This window comes from Bacteroides parvus (assembly GCF_017309675.2).
Taxonomy (GTDB): domain Bacteria; phylum Bacteroidota; class Bacteroidia; order Bacteroidales; family Bacteroidaceae; genus Bacteroides; species Bacteroides uniformis.
The window spans coordinates 1,628,220-1,647,228 of sequence record NZ_CP084680.1 but is presented as its reverse complement, the minus strand read 5'-3'; the positions used below and the strand labels follow the sequence as shown (position 1 = coordinate 1,647,228).

Here is a 19,009-nt window from a genome sequence, read left to right as displayed (position 1 = left end):
ATAAAAAAACTCTATGGGAGTCTGCAAGCCCTGCATTGAAAAATTGTACCTTTGGGCAATCATTTTAGAAGGAATGCGCAACTATGGCTAAAGAAAAGACGGTTTATGTATGCAGCAACTGCGGACAAGACTCTCCCAAATGGGTAGGCAAGTGTCCGTCGTGCGGAATGTGGAACACGTATGTGGAAGAGGTGGTACGGAAAGAAGTGGTGAACAAGCGTCCCGTATCGGGCATAGAAACCGCCAAAGCCAAACCCGTAACCCTCCATGAGATTGTAGCCGATGACGAACCGCGCATCGACCTCCATGATGCCGAGCTGAACCGGGTACTGGGTGGTGGTCTTGTACAAGGTTCTCTTGTTTTAATTGGCGGCGAACCGGGTATTGGGAAATCCACCCTGGTGCTACAGACCGTACTCCGCATACCGGAAAAACGTATTCTCTATGTATCCGGCGAAGAAAGCACCCGCCAATTGAAACTGCGTGCCGACCGCTTGACAAGCACCTCCAGTGACTGCCTCATCGTGTGCGAAACTTCCCTGGAACAGATTTACGTCCACATCAAAAATATTCGCCCGGATATAGTCATCATCGACTCCATACAGACAATTTCTACCGAAACCCTTGAATCGTCGCCTGGGAGCATCGCCCAGGTACGGGAATGTTCCGCCTCCATCCTGCGCTTTGCCAAGGAAACGCATACGGCGGTCATCCTCATCGGGCATATCAATAAGGAAGGAAGCATAGCCGGCCCCAAGGTACTGGAACATATCGTGGATACCGTACTCCAGTTCGAGGGCGACCAACACTACATGTACCGTATCCTGCGCAGCATCAAGAACCGTTTCGGAAGTACTGCCGAACTGGGGATTTACGAAATGCGGCAAGATGGATTGCGCCAGGTGAGCAACCCATCCGAACTGCTGCTGAACCAGGACCATGAAGGTATGAGCGGCATAGCCATCGCCTCCGCGATAGAAGGCATCAGACCGTTCCTCATCGAAACGCAGGCATTGGTCAGCAGTGCCGTATATGGTAACCCGCAACGCTCTGCCACAGGGTTCGACATCCGCCGCATGAATATGCTGCTGGCCGTATTGGAAAAGCGTGTAGGCTTCAAGCTGGCACAGAAAGACGTCTTTCTCAACATTGCCGGCGGATTGAAAGTGAACGACCCGGCAATAGACCTTGCCGTCATCAGTTCTATCCTCTCCAGCAACATGGACACGGCCATAGAGCCGGAGGTGTGCATGGCGGGAGAAATAGGTCTGTCAGGTGAAATCCGCCCAGTGAACCGCATAGAGCAACGTATCGGAGAAGCAGAGAAACTTGGATTCAAGCGATTCATACTTCCCAAGTATAATATGCAAGGACTGAACACGAAGAAGATTAAAATGGAATTGATACCGGTACGGAAGGTGGAAGAAGCATTCCGTGCCCTATTCGGATAATCATTATGATACAAGAATACCAACTGCGCGTATTGCCCGAAGTAGCGGCAAACGAGCAACGCCTGAAAGAGTACTTAATACATGAGAAAGGACTGAATGCGCGGGAGATAACAGCAACGCGCATCTTGAAGCGCAGTATCGATGCCCGCCAACGGACCATCTATATCAACCTCAACGTACGGGCATATCTGGACGAAATGCCGAAAGAGGACGAATATCAACATACCTTATATAATAATGTAGAAGGAAAACCCCAAGTAGTAGTGGTAGGCGCCGGTCCCGGAGGACTCTTCGCCGCTCTGCGCCTGATAGAACTCGGTCTACGCCCCGTCATTGTGGAACGTGGAAAGGACGTACGGGAACGCAAGAAAGACTTGGCGCAAATCAGCCGCCAGCAACTCGTCAACCCGGAGTCCAATTACAGCTTCGGAGAGGGAGGTGCCGGAGCTTACTCGGATGGCAAGCTGTACACACGCAGCAAGAAGCGCGGCAATGTAGACAAGATTCTGAACGTCTTCTGCCAACATGGAGCCTCCACTTCCATTCTGGTAGATGCACATCCGCACATAGGTACGGACAAACTGCCGCGTGTCATCGAAAACATGCGGAACACTATCATCCAGTGCGGTGGCGAAGTCCACTTTGAAACACGCATGGACGCCCTGCTCATAGAGAAGGATGAAGTCAAAGGCATTGAAACAAATACCGGCAAGACTTTCCTTGGCCCGGTGATACTTGCCACCGGTCACTCTGCCCGGGATGTATACCGCTGGCTTGCCGCCAACAATGTAGAGATTGAAGCTAAAGGCATTGCGGTAGGCGTACGACTGGAACATCCCGCCACCTTAATAGACCAAATACAATATCACAACCGGAACGGACGGGGAAAATATCTGCCTGCCGCCGAATATAGCTTTGTAAACCAGGTAGACGGACGAGGAGTATATAGCTTCTGCATGTGTCCCGGTGGTTTTGTTGTGCCCGCCGCCAGCGGTCCCGAGCAGATTGTAGTCAACGGGATGAGTCCCAGCAACCGCGGTTCCCGTTGGAGCAATTCGGGAATGGTGGTAGAGCTACGCCCGGAAGACATAGAGCAATTTACTATTGACAATCTACAATTTACAATTTCTATGCAGCACGACAGCGCGGCTAATTGTCAATTGCCAACCGTCAATTCCCCATTAAGCATGATGTACTTTCAAGAATATCTGGAGCGCCTCTGCTGGCAACAAGGCAATATGAAGCAGACAGCACCGGCACAGAGAATGGCAGACTTCACTAAGAAAAAACTAAGTTACGACCTGCCGGAAACTTCGTATGCACCGGGATTGGTCTCCTCGCCTCTCCACTTCTGGATGCCTTCTTTCATTGCAGAACGCCTGAGCAAAGGTTTTCAGTTATTCGGGAAATACAGCCGGGGGTTCTTGACGAATGAGGCGGTCATGATTGGAGTGGAAACCCGTACATCGGCTCCGGTACGCATAACAAGAGATAAGGAGACACTACAACATGTACGCGTAAAAGGACTATTCCCCTGCGGAGAAGGCGCTGGATACGCTGGCGGCATTGTTTCTGCCGGAATTGACGGCGAACGATGTGCGGAAGCGGCAAAGGCATTCTTTAATTAAGCTATAATATTTACATTCAAATTTTTATTTTATCGTTTAATTTGTAAACAATTATCACATATACATTGTTTTATTGTATTTATAGAAATATTTATATGAGATTCATCAGAAACATTGTATGCTTTCTATTTTTCTTACCTTTCATTGCCACAGCGCAAACCTATAAATACATCGGAGTGGAAAACGGATTAAGTAACCGCAGAATCTTCGACATTCAAAAGGATTCAATAGGTTACATGTGGTTCCTCACCAACGAAGGCATAGACCGGTACAATGGAAAAGACATCAAACATTACAAATTAATTGAAGAAGATAAAAAGTCAAACTCCCCCATCCATCTTGGCTGGCTATATTTTGAAGACCAAGGGAAATTATGGGTAATAGGCAAATCCGGATGCATTTTTCAATATAACCAAGAACGCGATTCGTTCAACAGGATATATAAACTGCCCAAAGCATCGGTCAATATCAGCTGCAGCTATATGGATCACAATAATAGAATTTGGCTATGTAGCAAATACAGTATCATTCTCTATGACACAAAGACCGGAGAAACCCATCAAATGCCCAATGAATTAAAAAGGAGCATTACAAGTATCGAACAAATAGACAATAACCACTTCTTCATGGGCACCAGCAAGGGAGCGCGATACGTCAAACTCGAAAACAAAACATTGCAGATTGTCCCTCTTGAACCTCTTGACAAAATCCGGGCCCAAATCAGTGCACTCTATTTCCACCAAGAGTCACAAAGACTTTTCATCGGTACTTTTGAAAAAGGAGTCTTTGCCTACGACATACGGCAACAACGAATTATACACTCCAATACAGATTTGAGCGATGTAAACATCGCCCGAATCAGACCTCTGAACCGGACAGAACTATTGATAGCGACAGAAGGTATGGGCATACACAAAATCAATGTGAACTCGTGCATCTCGGAACCGTACATCACCTCCAACTACAAAAGTTACAATGAGATGAACAGCAATAACATCAATGACATTTATATTGATGAAGAAAAGCGGATATGGATAGCCAACTACCCGGAAGGGATTACCATTATAGACAACCGGTACAAAAACTACAACTGGATAAAGCATTCCATCGGAAACAGACAATCGCTGGTCAACGACCAGGTGCACTCTGTCATTGAAGACAGTGACGGAGACCTATGGTTCGGAACAAGCAACGGAATCAGCCTTTATCAATCAAAAACCGGGCAGTGGCATTCATTCCTGAGCTCTTTCGACCATCAACTGAAAGACAAGAACCACATCTTCATTACGCTATGCGAGGTATCACCCGGCATTATTTGGGCAGGAGGATATACTTCGGGAGTATACAAAATAAATAAAAGGACACTCTCGGTAGAATATTTCTCCCCTTACCTGCTCAATCCGGACAACATTCGTCCTGACAAGTATATCCGCGACATTGTAAAAGACTCCAAAGGATATATCTGGTCCGGAGGGTTCTACAATCTGAAGTGCTTCGATTTGTCCCTGAATTCTGTCCGTCTGTATCCCGGAATAAATTCCATCACCGCCATTACAGAAAAGGACGACGGACACATGTGGATTGGGACAAGTACCGGACTATATCTGTTGGACAGAGAGTCAGGCAGATTCCAATATATCGCCTTGCAGGAAGAGGCGACCTATATCAACACACTTTACCAAGCGGAAGACCTCTCTCTATATATAGGAACAAACGGCTCCGGAGTGGTTGTATACAACGCAAAGGACAGTACGTTCAAGCATTATCATAAGGACAATTGTGCCTTGATTTCAAACAACATCTACACCATACTCCCCGAGTCGGACGGGCATATCCTGATGAGCACTGAAAACGGGATCAGCTGTTTCCACCCTGCGGAGAAGATATTCCACAACTGGACCAAAGAGCAAGGGCTGATGTCCTCCTGCTTCAGCGCCTCTTCCGGAACGCTACGCAAGAACAAGGGTTTTGTCTTTGGCAGCACAGACGGAGCCATCGAATTCCCCGAAGGAACCCGTCTTCCCAAGTACATCTACTCCCCCATGATACTCAGCGATTTTCAGATATTCTATCAGACAGTCTTTCCCGGCAGTATGAATTCCCCCTTGAAGGAAAACATCAACCAGACAGACCGGTTAAAGCTGAAATATAACCAGAACACTTTCTCTCTCAACATTTCATCCATTAATTATGACGCACCGGACAATGTCACTTTCTACTGGAAATTGGAAGGATTTTACGATGACTGGAACCGACTGAGTGAAGAAGGGCATCTCCGCTTCACCAATCTTGCCTCGGGCGATTACAAGCTTTGCATACGGGCGGTATCCAAGGAAGAGCCGTATCTCTATTTTGAAGAGCGAAGTATCGACATCAGCATTGCGCGTCCCGTCTGGTTCAGTTTTTGGGCTATAGCTTGCTATGTTTTATTGGCGGCATTGATGTTCATTACCGGTTTTCGTATCATAGCACTGAGAAAACAAAAAAAGATATCCGATGAGAAAACCCGCTTCTTTGTCAATACCGCACATGATATCCGCACGCCATTGACACTGATAAAGGCACCTCTGGAAGAAATGCTTGAAAACAAGACATTGAACGAAGCCGAGACCAACAATATGTACATGGCACTGAGAAATGTCAATTCACTCCTGCACATGACCACCAATCTGATAAACTTCGAACGGGCAGAAGTATATTCCTCCCATCTGTACATAGCAGAATATGAACTGAATACTTATATAAAGGAGATATACAATATTTTCCGTACATACGCTGCCATAAAGCACATTTCTTTCAGATATGAAAGTAACTTCAGTTACATGAATGTGTGGTTCGATAAAGAGAAAATGGACTCCATCCTGAAGAACGTCATATCCAATGCCTTGAAATATACTCCTGAAAAAGGTGACATACTCATTTCCGTATATGACATTGGAAATACGTGGAGACTGGAGATCAAAGACAATGGCATAGGGATTCCAGCCAAAGAACAAAGGAAATTATTCAAGATGCACTTCCGTGGTACAAACGCCATTAACTCCAAGACCACGGGGAGTGGCATCGGTTTAATGCTGGTACGGAAACTGGTAAACCTGCACAATGGCAAAATACACATTGAAAGTACCGAACATCAAGGCACTACTATCAGAATCACCCTGCCCAAAGATAAAGAACAGTTCAAGCACTTCACATTGGCAATCAAAGAGAAGAAGTCTGCCTATGAACTGGACGTTCCCATTACTCCTTCGGAACGTACCGACTCTTTCCTGACCGAAGACAAGGACAAACTGCAACGTATCTTGATTGTAGAGGACAATGACGAGCTACGAAACTATCTGCTCCAGTCATTCTCCCCCAATTACAACGTGCAAGTATGCGGTAACGGCAAAGAAGCGCTTGCTATTGTAAAACAATTCTGGCCAGAACTGATTCTTTCCGACATCATGATGCCGGAAATGCGAGGAGACGAATTATGTACAGCCATCAAGAGCGACATCGAAACTTCCCATATCCCGATACTACTGCTGACGGCACTGGGAGATGAAAAAAACATTCTTGAAGGTCTCCAGATCGGTGCTGACGAATATATTGTAAAACCCTTCAGCATAAACATACTGAAAGCCAGTATAGCCAATCTGCTTGCCAACCGTGCATTGCTACGTAAGAAGTATGCAGATTTGGAAATCAATGCAGCAGAAGAGGAACCTCCTACAGCTACTTGTTCCAATAGCCTTGATTGGATATTCATGTCCAATGTAAAGAAGAACATCGAAGATAACATAGATAATCCCGATTTCACAGTAGACACCTTATGTTCTCTCCTGAACATGAGTCGCACCAGTTTCTACAACAAGCTGAAAGCGCTAACCGCCCAGGCCCCGGCAGATTTCGTACGGAATATTCGTTTGAAACACGCTGCCAATTTACTAAAAGAGGGAAAATATTCTATTACCGAAGTCGCAGAAAGAACCGGTTTCTGCGATGGGAAATACTTTCGGGAAGTCTTTAAGAAATATTTCAATGTCAGCCCCAGCCAATATGCGAAAGGAGACACTCCCTGCTCCCCCAAAGGAGAGGGAGAATAGTTCTGCATAGGAGAATTTTTCATTTTGCAGCCCCACACAGCCAAACCCTAAAAAATTATCCGTATTTTTGCAGAAACAAAAAACGAGAATGACTCCTGAAATAGCAATCGTCGACTCCAACACCCTCTCCTGCCTGGGACTGCAGAACTTGCTGGAGGAAATCATCCCGACAGCCGTCATCCGCTCTTTCCGTTCCTTTGGTGAGCTGATGGATGATACGCCTGACATGTATGTGCATTACTTCATCTCCTCGCAGATTTACTTCGAGCATACCGCTTTCTTTCTGGAGCGCAAACCCAAAACCATTGTGCTGGTCAACGGTGAAACCGTTCCCCAATTGTCGAGCGTGCCGACGTTGAACATCTATCAGGACGAACAGAACCTGGCAAAGAACATTCTGCAGCTGCGTCAATACGGAGACCAATACCACCTGCACCAAGGCAGACCGGAGTCTGCCGGACACGCAAACATGGCACCAGACACCACCAGCCACGACCTTTCCGCCCGAGAAATAGAAGTGCTGGTGCTGATTACCAAAGGCCTCATCAACAAGGAGATTGCCGACAAACTGAACATCAGCCTGACCACCGTCATCTCACACCGCAAGAATATCACCGAGAAGCTGGGCATCAAGTCCGTATCCGGGCTGACTATCTATGCAGTCATGCACGGATATGTGGAAGCCGACAGAATATAATCCTGCAACCGGAACACATCAGAAGCGGAGTTTTTCAGAAAGGCTCCGCCCTAATCAGTGTACTTGTATGCCAAAGTTTACTCCACGATGGAACGATATTTTCCACATGATAGAGCGATTTAAGATTAGCACTCCAAGAACGAAATCCTAATAAATGAGGATTGCCCCTTCCGCAAGAATCCCCTTACTTTGCAGGTACAAAAAAACAGTTTATGAACAGATATAGAATTTTAGCCGGCATCTTCTGCCTTTTGGCAACCGGCAATGTACTTGCCGAAGAGGCAGACACTTTGAAAGTGGTAGACGTAGAGGAAATAACCGTCATTGCTACCCCAAAAGAAAACCGGAAACTGCGCGAGCAGCCCACTGCCGTCACCCTGCTTTCGCAACAGGACATGCAGAACGCACAAGTAAACTCCATCAAGAATCTGACATCCGTAGTGCCCAATATATTTATCCCCGACTACGGATCTCGACTGACTTCGGCTGTCTATATCCGCGGCATAGGTTCACGCATCAACACTCCCTCCGTAGGACTTTATGTAGACAATATACCTTATATAGACAAGTCAGCCTTCGACTTCAGCTATGCCGACGTAGAGCGCATCGACGTGCTACGCGGTCCGCAAGGCACGCTCTACGGGCGCAATGCTATGGGCGGATTGATTAAGGTACACACCAAATCTCCCTTCTCCTACCAGGGAACGGACTTCCGCATGGGGGCAGGTACGCACAATGCCTATAATACCTCGCTGACCCACTATCATCGGCTTTCGGAACGGTTCGCCTTTTCCACCGGAGGGTTTTACGATTATCAAGGAGGATTCTTCCGCAACACGGTGAGGGACGAGAAAGCGGACAAGGGGCAATCGGCAGGCGGACGCATCCGCGCCATTTACCTCCCTTCGGACAACTGGAAGGTGGACCTGAACATCAACTACGAATACAGCGACCAGAGAGGATACCCGTATTTCTATCAAGGTAGCCTGGCCCCCGAAGCACAGAGCGAGGCGATGAAACCCTACATTGGAAAGGTCTCCAACAATGCCCGAAGCAACTATTACCGCAACCTGCTGAACACCGGTCTGAACCTGGAATACCAGGCACAGCACTTCACGTTGAGCATGGTCACCGGCTACCAGTTTCTAAAGGACTGCATGGACATAGACCAAGACTTCACCGCCAACGACATCTATACCTTGCAACAGAAACAATGCTCCCACGCACTGAGCGAGGAAATCATCTTGAAGAGTAAAAGCGGCAACCGCTGGCAATGGACCACCGGTGCCTTCGGCTTCTACCAATGGCTGAATACGGAAGCTCCCGTAACCTTCAAAGAAGCCGGAATGGGGATGCTGAACCAGATGTTGGGTAGTGTCATTCCATCACAAATACAAGTAGAGATGGGTCCGTCCATGAGCATGAATATCCTGCCCTCACTGGGCATCATCAGCCGGGCTATGCCCATCGGAGGCAGTTTCGACACTCCGCTGCTGAATGGGGCGCTCTTTCATCAATCCACCTTCAGAGATTTATTCGGGCTGAAAGGAGTGTCCTTCACCGCCGGGCTACGTTTGGATTATGAACGTATGAACATGGATTACAACTCCGGCACCAGCCTGGAGTACAAGGTGGGCATCAAGGGAGAAATGAAGCGAGGCGATGTCGTCATCCGCGAAATAGAGATGATGCCGGAGACAGCGCTGACCGTAGAGTCTCGCTACCAGGGAAGTATCGACAAAGATTATCTTCAGCTGTTGCCCAAGTTTGCTTTGCAGTATGACTTTGCGCGAAACAGAGGAAACATTTACGCTACGGTCAGCAAAGGTTACCGTTCGGGAGGCTACAACGTGCAGATGTTCTCCGACTTGCTGCAATCCAGTTTGAAAAACGACATGATGCGGCAAAGCAAAGAGGCGATTATGTCCAACGTACCGGATGCCTACAAAGAGTTGGTGAGCAAATACTTCCCCGATGCAGGAGAGAATCCGGATGCAAAATCTGCCACTGTCTATAAACCCGAACAAACCTGGAACTACGAAATAGGAACTCACCTGAATCTGTTTGACGGACGTCTGCATGCCGACGCCTCCATCTTCTGGCTGGAAACCCGCGACCAACAGATTTCACGTTTCGCCCCAAGTGGACTGGGACGTGAAACGGCAAATGCCGGTAAAAGCCGCAGCCAAGGGGCAGAGATTGCCTTGACAGCTGCCGTTACTACGGATTTCACGCTGAATGCAAGTTATGGCTATACTCGTGCCATCTTTAAGGACTACATCACCAACGAAAAAGTAAATGGTGAGCTTCAGGAAATCAGCTACAATGGCAAGTATGTACCTTTTGTTCCCAAGCATACCATGAACGTGGGCGGTCAGTACATCTTCCGCATCCGTCCGGGGTACTGGCTGGACCGCATCCAGCTGAATGCTAACTACACCGGTGCCGGGCGCATCTACTGGACCGAGAAAAATACCGTGAGCCAAGCCTTCTACGGCACGCTGAACGGACGCATCAGCTTCCAGAAAGGACATGGACAAATTGACTTCTGGGTGCGCAATGCCCTCAACAAGGATTACGCCTCCTTCTACTTCGAGAGTATGGGAAACGGATTTATGCAGAAAGGACGTCCCGTGCAAGCAGGGATAGAACTACGATGCAGATTCTGATTTCCTTATTCATTGATAGCTCCGCAATGCGGACAGACTCCCTTCTCCCTTAATTTCTGCCCGCATCTGCCGCAACGATAGCGTGAAGCCAGCAGCGAAATACGAAGCCTTTTGAGGAATACCCATACAAAAGCAGCCAAAAACAAGTATCCGACGTAGATAGATGTAGTAAGGATAAAGAAGAAATAACAGAAGATGCAGCAGGAGGCCAGCCCCAACAGATAGAATACGGCCGCCGCCGGACTTAACTGGCGGAACAAATCGTCGAGTACCGCCAGCAACACCACGATAAACAGCCAGAATCCCATCAGAAAAGCAGAAAGCACAAACGGTACCTTGAACGGCGACAAGGTAGGATTAAAATAGAAGTGTTGCCACGTCTCCGGCGCAAACACTTGTATAGATTCGTAAATAGTGGCACAGAACGCCATCAACAGACATAGCAACAACGGATAGAGACTGTCTATATCATTAAAGTACACCATCCTTAGCTGCTTGCGCCGAAAAGCCCGGAACAGCCAGACTGTCACAAACAAGGCAAAAATAATGATAAAATAAGAGGCATGGGTATCACTGAACAAGTAGATGGCCTGCGAAATGCTGTCTGTAGGAACAAAGGCATGCATCATTTCGGACTCCCGCAACCAGCCCTGCACTTCCTGCGAATGGGCAAGCTTCACCCATACACTATCCACACTGTCGGCAGGATGGATGGCGAACTCGGCAACCACCACGCGGTCTCCCCGATAAAGCATATTATAACAGTCCTTCACGGGCAGACAAGCCAAATTCACAGAATCTGCCAGCACTTCCAGATTGGTATTCCAAGTATAATGCCGTTCAAAAAGATAGGTCAGCGAATCACGCGTCTCCTTAGACAGATGTTCATCTTCAAGATTAGGACGGGAATAATGACAGGAAACTAAAGCAATGAAGCATAAAAAATAAAGAATGCAGAATAGGAGGGAACGCAGTGAACGCAAAGGATGTTTGTCCCTGCCCGCTTCCCGGTACCGGTCATTTGCCAGCCTTTCATTATGTGCCCGTTCCTCACTCCTCATTTTCAAGTCTTTATTAGTAATTCCTCATTCTTCGTCCTTCATTAAAGCGGCTCTTCATGAGCAATGACTTTCATCTGGCAATTCTTACAATCAAACGACAAGCGGAAACGCTTGCCGTCCGTCCCAACCAAATAATAAGGTTCCCTATAGGGAGAATGTCCTTTCTGATAGGTGGGACACCATCCCATACTGAAACGCAGGCAATGTTTGCAGAACATGAGCACAGCCTCTGGAACCGCTTGTGCCTCATAGGCAGGCGCTATAGACGAGAGTCCATGCTCACGGTAAAAACTCCGGGCAGCACTGTTCATCACATTGCCCAGATAGGTCAGCGAAGTAGCTGGGAAAGCATGGCTGGTCGGTTTCCAAACAGCCAGCTCACGACGATAAGTAACACGCCGAGCCTCAATCAGCTTATCTATCACCTGCCGGCGCCAGTCTGCCACCACAGAAGCAGGAATGAACCAATTCGCAGAAAGATTGAGCCTGATACCCGACGCCTCTTCTGATAAATGCCCGGCTACCTCGAAAGGTGTATTTCCCAACTTAGCCAGTTGGCTGCGCAGGTTATCCGCCTGCGGTGTACGTGCCAACTCCTTCGGATAAGGGAAAGAAAGTGTCACGCGGTTATCATCTTCGTCCGCAGCCGTCAGGCTAAATCCGAAAGAATTATCTGCCAACTCCCAACAAACACCGATTTTGCGTTCGGAGGATTTACGGGTAAGGATACGTTCAAATTCCTGGTCGAAGTTACGATAAAGCCGGGTACGTGGTTTAATACGGGGCACTTCCCCTGCCGGATAGAGCTTGTTGCCATCCACCCGGTTGATACGGAAACCTTGCAAACGTCCTTGCTCATCCAAGAAGCAGACACCGTCTCCGTTGTGGAAAGGCTTTATGCCTGCCACCGTGAGATAGCCCCCGCGCTGTTCCTTCAAAGTGCCCATCTCCTCTCCCAAAGATTTGGGCGTATCGAACGAAGTGATCTCCCCTCCCCTTCCTTGCAGGAAGTAATGAGTGAAACCACGACTGAAACTCTTGTCCAACTGTGGCTGAAAATCGAAACGGCAAGTGCCCGAAGAGGCACGGGCATATTCCTTGCGACGGGCAAAAATGGCATCGAGTCGCCTACGGTAAGCCGCCGTCACATTCTTCACGTACGTCACATCCTTCAAGCGGCCTTCTATCTTCAAGGAAGTGGCTCCGGCATCCAGCAGTTCTTCCAACACCTCACTTTGGTTGAGGTCTTTCAAAGAAAGCAAATGCTTATTACGCACAATGGTCTTGCCATCGGCATCTACCAGACTGAAGGGTAAACGGCAGAATTGCGCACATTCCCCCCGGTTGGCACTCCGTCCGAAACAAGCCTGGCTGACATAGCACTGCCCGCTATAACTGACGCAAAGAGCCCCGTGTACAAAGACTTCGAGCGGCACGTCGGGACACGCCTCATGGATACCGCGTATCTCCTGCAAAGAAAGTTCGCGTGCCAACACCACCTGACGGAAACCGGCATCGGCAAGGAAACGTACTTTCTCCGGCGTACGGTTATCCATCTGTGTACTGCCATGCAACGGGATGGGCGGCAAATTCAGCCGCGTAATCCCCATGTCCTGTACAATCAGCGCATCCACACCGATACGGTACAATTCCCAAATCATCCTCTCTGTCTCTTTCAGCTCTTCTTCTTTCAGAATGGTATTGACCGTCACATAGATACGGGCATTATACAGATGGGCATGCTCCACCAAAGCGGCAATATCCTCCAAAGAGTTGACAGCAGCAGCACGCGCACCGAACTTGGGTGCACCGATGTAGACCGCATCCGCTCCATGATTCACAGCTTCTATGCCACACTCCAAATTCTTGGCAGGAGCCAGCAGCTCTATTTTACGTTGTTTTATCATTGTTCAATTACGAGTGACAAGTGACACGCTACTCACTCTATATCATTAATATTATACGGTGTCTCCTGATATACAAAATAATTCAGCCAATTGGAGAACAACAGATTGGCATGGGCACGCCAACGCACCAACACTCCTTTGTCCGGGTCATCGTCCACATAGTAGTTACGGGGTATCTCGATGGGCAGGCCCTTATTCAAGTCACGGCGATACTCTGTGTCCAGCGTCAACGGAGAGTATTCCGAATGGCCGGTCACGAAGAACTCACGCCCTCCACGGGCCACCGCCATATATACACCGGCATCCTCCGACTCGGAAAGCAGCGTCAATTCCGGAACCTTCTGTATATCTTCCCGGCGCACTTCCGTGTGGCGGCTATGCGGCACATAGAACATATCATCAAATCCACGGAAAATGGGATGCAACGGTTGCAAGGTACGATGTTCAAAGATACCGAACATCTTCTTATCCAGTGCATACTTCGGCACTCCATAATGATGATAGAGCCCTGCCTGCGCCGCCCAGCAGATGTAGAGCGTAGAGGTGACATGCGTACGCGCCCAGTCGAAGATTTCAGTAATCTCATCCCAATAAGTCACCTCCTCAAAATCCATCTGCTCTACCGGAGCACCGGTGATAATCATGCCATCGTACTTTTCACCGCGCATCTTGTCGAAATCCGTATAAAATGTTTTCATGTGTTCTATCGGAGTGTTCTTGGAAGTATGGCTTTTTATCTTCATGAACGAGATTTCCACCTGAAGCGGAGTATTGGAAAGCAGACGCACCAGGTCCGTTTCCGTTGTAATCTTTAGCGGCATCAAGTTCAGAATCACGATACGCAGCGGACGGATATCCTGCTGGGTTGCCCGGGAATTGTCAATGACAAATATATTCTCCTCTTTCAGCAACTCGATAGCGGGTAGTTTATCGGGTAAATTTAAAGGCATGAGTTTATATCTATGGTTTAACTTATTACTGTCTACGATTTTAGCGTGTAAAGTTAGGCAAAAAATCAGAGTGTGATAAATAAATTATAAAAGTTTTATCGATTTATCCCTCTTCATTTAACACGTTTAATTACATTTGTACCCGAAACCTATTAAAAGTTATTAAAAAATAAGATTAAAAAGCACTGCGGCATCAAGCGTGATACTGATAATTAGCATCCAAAAGCGTAAAAGACTTTTCCATACCGGTTATAGCTCTGCTAAATCCATATTTTTAAGACAAGGTTCATTGAGTATAATTGGGAAAGCGGAAAAACCGTTGCCCCACAATAATAATATAATGAAAAAACTTATTCTTGCAAGAGGAGTCTTAGCTGCCTCTTTATTCTGCTGCGTGTCCTTAGGGAATACAGCTTGTGTGAACCGGATTGACGAAGAATCAGAAGCGGAAATCGAGGAAGGGACGACGCCTATCACGTTCTCTATCAAAATAGAAAAGGCCAGTACCAAGGTCACAAACACCGCCTTTGAAAAAGGAGACAAAATGGGCTTGTTTGCAACCACTTCCTCCGGCTCTATCAAGGGGAAACGGTATATTGACAATCTGGCTCTGGAATATACGGAAGGCTCTACACTGATTCCCCAAAAGACAGTATTCTATCCGGAAGGAGATGTGCCACTGGACTTTATCAGTTACCACCCTTACCAAACCGAAGGGGTAGTTGCCGGTACACCCGTTCTTCCCGTATCTGTACAGATAGACCAAAGCAATGAGAAAAACCGCGCACAAAGTGACTTCTTGGTAGCTAAAGCGCAAGGAATCACCAATAAAACCAAATCTGTAACCCTGGAGTTCCAACACAAGCTGTCCAAACTGGCAATCTCTCTGACACCCGACACAAGCAACTCTGCCAATGATTTGCTGAAAGCCAATCCGCGTATCATCGCAACCGGGCTCAAGACCTCGGCCGATTATAATCTGGAAGACGGGACTTTCAGTAATCTTACGGGGACACAAGACATCATAGCCTCCGGTGAATGGAGTGTCAAAGACAACAAACTTACCGGCAAGGAATTCATTATCATACCCCAAACGATAAATGATGGCAAGCAATCCTTCATTATGGAGTGGAGCGGACGTATATACAGTTGTGCAATACCCGAAGTGGAAATGAGTAGCAGCACGCAATGTATCATCAACATATCAGCCATGCAGAGCAACAGCAACGTCCTGAGCAGCTTTGCCGGCAAAATCAAGGAATGGAGCAGCCTCCCTCCCATCGACACCGATAATATGGAAGATTACACTGCCATACATATTTCCGCTCTCTCCTTTTCTCTTTCAAATGTATACAGAATTTATCACGAAGGGATACCCATTGCAGAAGTCTGCAAGGAATATCTCAAATCAGCGTCATTGACTTCCAGAGCCGTTATAGCCTATCCCATAGGTAAAAATGAAAAGGCCGACCTGAGCAATGGCGTCATCCTACAGCTTGCGGACCGTAAAGACACCATCTGCGGAGGAAGAATAAGCTGGAATACAGACGACTATGGATTTACCTACACTAAAGGGGAATATACCGGCATAGACAAGCTCTATATAGACAACAGCCATAAACTACTTCTGGAAAAGCCGGAAAACGCCATCAAGGTGAATGTGGCATGCTACACCCTTCGAGACATCAGAAAAGGAGTGTCTACCGAATACCCCATTGTCAAGATTGGAGCCCAATACTGGATGGGGAAAGAGCTCCATGCCACCACCTACCGTGACGGAACTCCCTTGAAAAAACAGATTGATTTGGGAACAGACAAAGCCGGATATTACAAGCCGGATAAGTATGATATTTATTTTTACAATGGAGAAGCCATACTGGCAGGAGAGCTGGTACCCGAAGGCTGGAAAATACCATCGGATGCAGACTGGGAACAGCTGAAAAGCTATACCGGCAACGACAGCTCCATACTAAAAGCCGGAGAATGGCAGACAATGGTATCCGGTGAAGTAGCCCCCGTCAACAACTATACCCGGTTCAATGCTTTTCCCGTAGGAATGTGGTACAACAAGGGGCACAACAGTCCAAACAAAATGACCGCCTTCTGGAGTTGGGATCATACAAAGCATACCCTTTCGGAAAGCACCATTTATTTTCTCGGCGAAAGCGACGAGTTTGTCTCAAGCGCCGCCCATGTCACCGGCAAGCCCTACTATAAAGCTCTTTCCATCCGCTGTATAAAAGAATAGCCGGCAATTTCGACATTTCTCATTTCTTTTTTGTATTTTTGTTCCCAATGTGCAAGATTTTTGCCAATCGGACAAAGATAACGAAAGAGAAATGAGAGTAATCGACCTGATAAACAGTAACGAAAAAACAGCTTTTTCCTTTGAAATATTGCCACCACTGAAAGGTACGGGCATCGAAAAGCTGTATCAGACCATAGATACGTTACGGGAATTCGACCCCAAATACATCAACATCACCACGCACCGCAGCGAGTACGTGTACAAAGACCTCGGCAACGGATTGTTCCAGCGAAACCGCCTGCGCCGCCGCCCCGGCACCGTAGCCGTAGCTGCTGCCATCCAGAACAAGTACAACATCACCATGGTGCCGCACATCCTTTGCAGCGGCTTCACCCGCGAGGAGACGGAGTACGTGCTGCTCGACCTGCAATTCCTCGGCATCACCGACCTGCTGGTGCTTCGTGGCGACAAGGCAAAGCACGAATCTTCGTTTATCCCCGTAGGCAACGGTTACCACCACGCCGTCGAACTACAAGAACAAATCAACAACTTCAATAAAGGCATCTTTGTGGACGGCTCCGAGATGAAAGTTACCAATACCCCGTTTTCGTACGGCGTAGCCTGCTATCCGGAAAAGCATGAAGAAGCCCCCAACATGGATACAGACATCTACTGGCTGAAGAAGAAAATGGAAATGGGTGCAGAGTATGCCGTGACCCAGCTCTTCTACGACAACCGGAAATATTTCGACTTCGTGGAACGCGCCCGCCAAGCCGGTGTCACCATCCCGATTATCCCGGGCATCAAGCCCTTCAAGAAGCTGTCACAACTCAGCATGATACCCAAGACGTTCAAAGTAGATTTGCCCAAGGAACTGACCCAAGAGGTTCTGAAGTGCAACACCGACGCAGAAGCTCAGCAAGTGGGTATCGAATGGTGCGTGCAGCAGTGCAAAGAGCTGATAGCCCATGGCGTCCCAAGCCTCCACTTCTACTCGGTAGGAGCTACAGACAGCATCAAGGAAGTAGCCAAACAAATCTACTAAACAATGGACAATCAACAGTTGACAATTGACAACAGGCAGTGTCACAAGTAATAACTTATAACTAATTACCCCGTGTTCAGTTTCAAGGACATAATAGGCCAAGAGCCAGCCAAGCAAAGGCTGATACAAGAAGTGCAGGAAGGACGTATCCCCCACGCACAACTCTTCTGCGGCCCTGCCGGAGTAGGAAAACTCCCATTGGCACTTGCCTATGCCCGCTACATCTGCTGTCCCAACCGGACGGAAACCGATGCCTGCGGTACTTGTCCCTCCTGCGTGAAATGGAACAAGCTGGTGCACCCGGACGTACACTTCGTATACCCTATCGTCAAGAGTGCCAAAGGGAAAAAGGAAGTCTGCGACGACTATATCACCAACTGGCGGCACCTGCTGCTGAACAGCCCCTACTTCGGACTGAATCATTGGCTGAACGAGATGGATGCCGAAAACGGGCAAGCCATCATTTATGCCAAAGAAAGCGACGAGATAACCCGCAAGCTCAGTCTGAAATCCAGCGAAGGAGGTTACAAAGTCACCATCGTATGGCTGCCCGAAAAAATGCACGAAGTCTGCGCCAACAAGCTGCTGAAGCTGCTGGAAGAGCCGCCCGAGAAAACGATATTCCTCCTCATTTCCGAAGCTCCGGAAATGATACTGCCCACCATCCTCAGCCGCACGCAACGCTTCAACATCCCCAAGATTGAAGAAGTTGACATAGCAGGAGCCTTACAGCAGAAGTACGGAGTGCAGCCCCGCGACAGCGAGACCATAGCCCACCTGGCAAACGGAGACTTTATCAAAGCATTGGAGACCATCCATATGAACGAGGAGAACGAACTGTTCTTCAATCTCTTTGTCAGCCTGATGCGACTCTCCTACCAGCGCAAGATACGGGAAATGAAACAATGGAGCGAGCAGCTTGCCGCCATGGGACGCGAACGGCAGAAGAACTTCCTGGACTACTGCCAGCGTATGACCCGCGAGAACTTCATCTACAACCTGCACCGCAAGGAGATGAACTACATGACGTTGCCCGAACAGAACTTCGCCACCCGCTTCGCCCCCTTTGTCAACGAGCGTAACGTCGTGGGCATCATGGACGAACTGAGTGAAGCGCAGCGCCACATCGAGCAGAACGTGAACGCCCGCATGGTGTTCTTCGACTTCTCCCTCAAAATGATTGTTTTATTGAAACAATGAAAAGTGGCAAGATAATGAAATGCAAAGTATCAAATCGTAAATAGTAAATAGTCAAATAGTAAATA

General features: G+C 47.9%; 11 protein-coding genes. 8 read left to right on the top strand and 3 right to left on the bottom strand.

Going from position 1 to position 19,009, the window contains the following annotated elements; all coding sequences use genetic code 11:
• Positions 1–83 precede the first annotated feature (83 nt).
• The 5 genes from radA (at position 84) to JXR92_RS06520 (ending at position 10,533) form a co-directional block, all read left to right on the top strand.
• Positions 84–1,451: a DNA repair protein RadA gene (radA, locus tag JXR92_RS06540; protein WP_117599239.1), complete on the top strand. Its 1,368-nt coding sequence runs from the start codon at positions 84–86 to the stop codon at positions 1,449–1,451.
• Between the two features lie 5 nt (positions 1,452–1,456).
• A complete protein-coding gene (locus JXR92_RS06535; RefSeq protein ID WP_138346146.1) occupies positions 1,457–3,079 on the top strand; it encodes an NAD(P)/FAD-dependent oxidoreductase in 1,623 nt (540 codons plus the stop codon).
• A 95-nt stretch (positions 3,080–3,174) separates the two neighbouring features.
• Positions 3,175–7,167, top strand: coding sequence for a hybrid sensor histidine kinase/response regulator transcription factor (locus JXR92_RS06530; RefSeq protein WP_138346148.1), 3,993 nt, complete (start codon positions 3,175–3,177; stop codon positions 7,165–7,167).
• Between the two features lie 88 nt (positions 7,168–7,255).
• Positions 7,256–7,864, top strand: a complete 609-nt coding sequence (locus JXR92_RS06525; RefSeq protein WP_117599236.1) for a helix-turn-helix transcriptional regulator — start codon at positions 7,256–7,258, stop codon at positions 7,862–7,864.
• Positions 7,865–8,076: 212 nt separating this feature from the next.
• On the top strand, positions 8,077–10,533 hold the full coding sequence (locus tag JXR92_RS06520; RefSeq protein WP_131225746.1) for a TonB-dependent receptor: 2,457 nt from the start codon (positions 8,077–8,079) through the stop codon (positions 10,531–10,533).
• Between the two features lie 5 nt (positions 10,534–10,538).
• Here JXR92_RS06520 and JXR92_RS06515 read toward each other — a convergent pair whose 3' ends face one another.
• Genes JXR92_RS06515 through metA form a run of 3 tightly spaced genes read right to left on the bottom strand, consistent with a single transcriptional unit; the run spans position 10,539 to position 14,451 of the window.
• Positions 10,539–11,594 (bottom strand): hypothetical protein, encoded by a 1,056-nt coding sequence (locus JXR92_RS06515; RefSeq protein WP_117599234.1) that lies wholly within the window; start codon positions 11,592–11,594, stop codon positions 10,539–10,541.
• A 41-nt stretch (positions 11,595–11,635) separates the two neighbouring features.
• Entirely contained in the window at positions 11,636–13,501 is a 1,866-nt protein-coding gene (locus JXR92_RS06510; RefSeq protein ID WP_117966336.1) for a peptidase U32 family protein, read from the bottom strand.
• A gap of 32 nt (positions 13,502–13,533) precedes the next feature.
• On the bottom strand, positions 13,534–14,451 hold the full coding sequence (metA, locus tag JXR92_RS06505; RefSeq protein WP_138346150.1) for a homoserine O-acetyltransferase MetA: 918 nt from the start codon (positions 14,449–14,451) through the stop codon (positions 13,534–13,536).
• Positions 14,452–14,791: 340 nt separating this feature from the next.
• Here metA and JXR92_RS06500 point away from each other — a divergent pair, with 340 nt between their 5' ends.
• From JXR92_RS06500 to JXR92_RS06490, 3 genes are all read left to right on the top strand, one after another.
• On the top strand, positions 14,792–16,699 hold the full coding sequence (locus tag JXR92_RS06500) for a fimbrillin family protein (protein WP_117599231.1): 1,908 nt from the start codon (positions 14,792–14,794) through the stop codon (positions 16,697–16,699).
• 91 nt (positions 16,700–16,790) lie between these two features.
• The gene (gene metF, locus JXR92_RS06495) at positions 16,791–17,744 is read left to right on the top strand and encodes a methylenetetrahydrofolate reductase [NAD(P)H] (protein WP_117599230.1); all 954 of its coding nucleotides are present in this window, start codon (positions 16,791–16,793) and stop codon (positions 17,742–17,744) included.
• Positions 17,745–17,816: 72 nt separating this feature from the next.
• Complete coding sequence (locus tag JXR92_RS06490; protein ID WP_131225744.1) at positions 17,817–18,944, top strand: DNA polymerase III subunit; 1,128 nt, start codon at positions 17,817–17,819, stop codon at positions 18,942–18,944.
• Positions 18,945–19,009 lie beyond the last annotated feature (65 nt).

Bases quoted from the DNA above. Each gene is read 5' to 3' on its own strand.
- radA (WP_117599239.1), top strand. From the start codon at position 84: ATGGCTAAAGAAAAGACGGTTTATGTATGCAGCAACTGCGGACAAGAC.
- JXR92_RS06535 (WP_138346146.1), top strand. From the start codon at position 1,457: ATGATACAAGAATACCAACTGCGCGTATTGCCCGAAGTAGCGGCAAAC.
- JXR92_RS06530 (WP_138346148.1), top strand. From the start codon at position 3,175: ATGAGATTCATCAGAAACATTGTATGCTTTCTATTTTTCTTACCTTTC.
- JXR92_RS06525 (WP_117599236.1), top strand. From the start codon at position 7,256: ATGACTCCTGAAATAGCAATCGTCGACTCCAACACCCTCTCCTGCCTG.
- JXR92_RS06520 (WP_131225746.1), top strand. From the start codon at position 8,077: ATGAACAGATATAGAATTTTAGCCGGCATCTTCTGCCTTTTGGCAACC.
- JXR92_RS06515 (WP_117599234.1), bottom strand. From the start codon at position 11,594: ATGAGGAGTGAGGAACGGGCACATAATGAAAGGCTGGCAAATGACCGG.
- JXR92_RS06510 (WP_117966336.1), bottom strand. From the start codon at position 13,501: ATGATAAAACAACGTAAAATAGAGCTGCTGGCTCCTGCCAAGAATTTG.
- metA (WP_138346150.1), bottom strand. From the start codon at position 14,451: ATGCCTTTAAATTTACCCGATAAACTACCCGCTATCGAGTTGCTGAAA.
- JXR92_RS06500 (WP_117599231.1), top strand. From the start codon at position 14,792: ATGAAAAAACTTATTCTTGCAAGAGGAGTCTTAGCTGCCTCTTTATTC.
- metF (WP_117599230.1), top strand. From the start codon at position 16,791: ATGAGAGTAATCGACCTGATAAACAGTAACGAAAAAACAGCTTTTTCC.